Genomic DNA, 5,032 nt, shown 5'->3' on the forward strand with positions numbered 1-5,032 from the left:
GTTGACGACGTGATCGTCGGTGCCACTTCATCGACGTTGTTGATCGTCAGCGTCACTGCTTGCTGGCTGGCTGCCGTCACGCCGTCGCTGGCGACCACGTTGAAGCTGTAGCTCGATTTCGCCTCGTAGTTCGGATTGCCCGTCAGCGTCACCGCACCGGTCGTCTCGTTGATCGTGAACAGGGCCGCATCCGCTCCGGACAGGCTATAAGTCACGCCGGCGCTGGTGTCAGCGGTATCGGTCGCAATCGCCGTGTAGACCACCTGGCCTGCGCCGCTGTTCTCGTTGATCGCGGTCGCCGTCGTCGAGGACGTGATCGTCGGCGACACTTCATCGACGTTGTTGATCGTCAGCGTCACTGCCTGCTGGCTCGCCGTCGTCACGCCATCATTGGCAACGACATTGAAGCTGTAGCTCGATTTCGCTTCGTAGTTCGGATTACCGGTCAGCGTCACGGCGCCCGTGCTGCCATTGATCGTGAACAGGGCCGCGTCCGTTCCGGACAGGCTGTAAGTCACGCCGGCGCTGATGTCGCCGCTGTCGGTCGCAATGGCCGTGTACACGACCTGGCCTGCGCCAGTGTTCTCGTTGATCGCCGTTGCCGTCGTCGACGACGTGATTGTCGGTGCCACTTCGTCGACGTTGTTGATCGTCAGCGTCACCGCTTGCTGGCTCGCCGTCGTCACGCCGTCATTGGCGACCACATTGAAGCTGTAGCTCGACTTGGTTTCGTAGTTCGGATTGCCGGTCAGGGTTACCGCACCGGTCGTCTCGTTGATCGTGAACAGGGCCGCATCCGTTCCGGACAGGCTGTACGTCACGCCGGCGCTGGTGTCGCCGCTGTCGGTCGCAATGGCCGTGTAGACCATCTGGCCCGCACCGCTGTTCTCGTTGATCGCGGTTGCCGTGGTCGACGACGTGATCGTCGGTGCGACTTCGTCGACGTTGTTGATCGTCAGCGTCACCGCCTGCTGGCTCGCTGTGGTCACGCCGTCATTGGCGACGACATTGAAGCTGTAGCTCGATTTCGCTTCGTAGTTCGGATTGCCGGTCAGCGTCACCGCGCCAGTGCTGCCATTGATCGTGAAGAGGGCCGCATCCGTTCCGGACAGGCTGTACGTCACGCCGGCGCTGGTGTCGGCGGTATCGGTCGCGATCGCCGTGTAGACCACTTGGCCGGAACCGGTGTTCTCGTTGATCGCGGTTGCCGTCGTCGACGACGTGATCGTCGGTGCCACTTCGTCGACGTTGTTGATCGTCAGCGTCACTGCCTGCTGGCTTGCCGTTGTGACGCCGTCATCGGCGACCACATTGAAGCTGTAGCTGGATTTGGTCTCGTAGTCAGGATTCCCCGTCAGCGTCACGGCGCCGGTCGTCTCATCAATCGTGAACAATGCCGCATCGTCGCCTGACAGGCTGTACGTCACGCCGGCGCTGGTGTCAGCGGTATCGGTCGCGATCGCGGTGTACACGACTTGGCCGGCGCCGCTGTTCTCGTTGATCGCGGTCGACGTGGTCGCGGACGTGATCGTCGGTGCGACTTCGTCGACGTTGTTGATCGTCAGCGTCACCGCCTGCTGGCTCGCTGTCGTCACGCCATCATTGGCGACGACGTTGAAGCTGTAGCTGGATTTGGTCTCGTAGTTCGGATTACCCGTCAGCGTCACCGCTCCAGTGGTCGGGTTGATCGTGAACAGGGCCGCGTCCGTGCCTGACAGGCTGTAGGTCACGCCGGCGCTGGTGTCAGCGGTATCGGTCGCGATCGCGGTGTACACGACCTGGCCGGCGCCGCTGTTCTCGTTGATCGCGGTCGCCGTGGTCGATGAGGTGATCGTCGGTGCCACTTCGTCGACGTTGTTGATCGTCAGCGTCACCGCCTGCTGGCTCGCTGTGGTCACGCCGTCATTGGCAACGACATTGAAGCTGTAGCTCGACTTCGACTCGTAATTCGGATTTCCGGTCAGCGTCACGGCGCCGGTCGTCTCGTCAATCGTGAACAGGGCCGCGTCCGTTCCGGACAGGCTGTACGTCACGCCGGCGCTGGTGTCGCCGCTGTCGGTCGCAATCGCGGTGTAGACCACTTGGCCCGCACCGCTGTTCTCGTTGATCGCCGTCGCCGTCGTCGACGACGTGATCGTCGGTGCGACTTCATCGACGTTGTTGATCGTCAGCGTCACTGCCTGCTGGCTCGCCGTCGTCACGCCATCGCTGGCAACGACATTGAAGCTGTAGCTCGATTTCGCTTCGTAGTTCGGATTGCCTGTCAGCGTCACGGCGCCCGTGCTGCCATTGATCGTGAAGAGGGCCGCGTCCGTTCCGGACAGGCTGTACGTCACGCCTGCGCTGGTGTCGGCGGTATCGGTCGCAATTGCCGTGTAGACCACTTGGCCGGCACCGGTGTTCTCGTTGATCGTCGTCGCCGTCGACGACGACGTGATAGTCGGCGACACTTCGTCGACGTTGTTGATCGTCAGCGTCACCGCTTGCTGGCTAGCGGTCGTCACACCATCGCTGGCAACGACATTGAAGCTGTAGCTCGATTTCGCTTCGTAGTCCGGATTGCCGTTCAGCGTCACCGCACCGGTCGTCTCGTTGATCGTGAACAGGCCCGCATCCGTTCCGGACAGGCTGTACGTCACGCCTGCGCTGATGTCGCCACTGTCGGTCGCAATCGCCGTGTAGACCACCTGGCCGGCACCACTGTTCTCGTTGATCGCCGTCGCCGTCGTCGAGGACGTGATCGTCGGTGAAGTGTCGTCGACGTTATTGATCGTCAACGTCACCGCTTGCTGGCTTGCCGTTGTCACGCCGTCATTGGCGACGACGTTGAAGCTGTAGCTCGATTTCGTCTCGTAGTCCGGATTACCGGTCAGCGTCACCGCGCCCGTGCTGCTGTCGATCGTGAACAAGGCCGCATCCGTACCGGAAAGGCTGTACGTCACGCCGGCGCTGGTGTCGGCGGTATCGGTCGCAATCGCCGTGTAGACCACCTGGCCGGCGCCGCTGTTCTCGTTGATCGCGGTCGCCGTCGTCGAGGACGTGATCGTCGGCGACACTTCATCGACGTTGTTGATCGTCAGCGTCACTGCCTGCTGGCTCGCCGTCGTCACGCCATCATTGGCAACGACATTGAAGCTGTAGCTCGATTTCGCTTCATAGTTCGGATTACCCGTCAGCGTCACCGCACCGGTCGTCTCGTTGATCGTGAACAGGCCCGCATCCGTTCCGGACAGGCTGTACGTCACGCCTGCGCTGATGTCGCCACTGTCGGTCGCGATCGCCGTATAGACCACCTGGCCTGCGCCAGTGTTCTCGTTGATCGCCGTTGCCGTCGTCGACGACGTGATCGTCGGTGAAGTGTCGTCGACGTTATTGATCGTCAGCGTCACTGCCTGCTGGCTCGCCGTCGTCACGCCATCATTGGCGACGACATTGAAGCTGTAGCTCGACTTCGCTTCGTAATCCGGATTTCCGGTCAGCGTCACGGCGCCGGTCGTCGCGTTAATCGTGAACAAGGCCGCATCCGTTCCGGACAGGCTGTACGTCACGCCGGCGCTGGTGTCGGCGGTATCGGTCGCGATCGCCGTGTAGACCACCTGGCCCGCGCCGCTGTTTTCGTTGATCGCGGTCGCCGTGGTCGCGGAGGTGATCGTCGGTGCGACTTCGTCGACGTTGTTGATCGTCAGTGTCACCGCCTGCTGGCTGGCCGTCGTCACGCCATCGCTGGCAACGACGTTGAAGCTGTAGCTCGACTTCGCTTCGTAGTTCGGATTGCCCGTCAGCGTCACCGCACCGGTCGTCTCGTTGATCGTGAACAGGGCAGCATCGTCGCCGGACAGGCTGTACGTCACGCCAGCACTGATGTCAGCGGCATCCGTAGCGATGGCCGTGTAGACGACCTGGCCTGCACCGCTGTTCTCGTTGATCGCCGTCGCCGTTGTCGACGACGTGATCGTCGGCGCAACTTCGTCGACGTTGTTGATCGTCAGCGTCACTGCCTGCTGGCTAGCGGTCGTCACGCCATCGCTGGCGACGACATTGAAGCTGTAGCTCGCCTTCGTCTCGTGGTCCGGATTGCCCGTCAGGGTCACCGCACCGGTCGTTTCGTTGATCGTGAACAGGCCCGCGTCCGTTCCGGACAGGCTGTAGGTCACGCCGGCGCTGATGTCGCCGCTGTCGGACGCAATTGCGGTGTACACGACCTGGCCGGCGCCGCTGTTCTCGTTGATCGCGGTTGCCGTTGTCGACGACGTGATCGTCGGGGCCACTTCGTCGACGTTGTTGATCGTCAGCGTCACTGCCTGCTGGCTGGCTGCCGTCACGCCATCGCTGGCGACGACATTGAAGCTGTAGCTCGATTTCGCCTCGTAGTCAGGATTTCCCGTGAGCGTCACCGCTCCGGTCGTCTCGTTGATCGTGAACAAGGCCGCATCCGTGCCGGACAGGCTGTACGTCACGCCGGCGCTGATGTCGGCGGTGTCGGTCGCAATTGCGGTATAGACAACCTGGCCGGCGCCGCTGTTCTCGTTGATCGCGGTTGCCGTGGTCGACGACGTGATCGTCGGGGCGACTTCATCGATATTGTTGATCGTCAGCGTCACTGCCTGCTGGCTCGCTGCCGTCACGCCATCATTGGCAACGACATTGAAGCTGTAGCTGGCCTTCGCCTCGTGGTCCGGATTGGCCGTCAGCGTCACGGCGCCCGTGCTGCTGTTTATCGTGAACAGGGCCGCGTCCGTGCCGGACAGGCTGTAAGTCACGCCGGCGCTGGTGTCGCCGCTGTCGGTCGCAATGACCGTGTAGACAACCTGGCCTGCGCCAGTGTTCTCGTTGATCGCCGTTGCCGTCGTCGACGACGTGATCGTCGGTGCGACTTCATCGATATTGTTGATCGTCAGCGACACTGCCTGCTGGCTGGCCGTCGTCACGCCATCGCTGGCAACGACATTGAAGCTGTAGCTGGCCTTCGTCTCGTGGTCCGGATTCGCCGTCAGCCTCACGGCGCCCGTGCTGCTGTCGATCGTGAACAGGG

1 protein-coding gene is annotated in these 5,032 nt (G+C 62.2%); it reads right to left on the bottom strand.

What is annotated here, in order from left to right; genetic code table 11:
* Nucleotides 1–5,032, bottom strand: a 5,032-nt coding sequence (locus FVE66_RS20075; RefSeq protein ID WP_151449271.1) for a beta strand repeat-containing protein, incomplete at both ends; no start/stop codon positions are given.

The organism is Lacisediminimonas profundi (assembly GCF_008831265.1).
GTDB classification, from domain to species: Bacteria; Pseudomonadota; Gammaproteobacteria; order Burkholderiales; family Burkholderiaceae_D; genus Lacisediminimonas; species Lacisediminimonas profundi.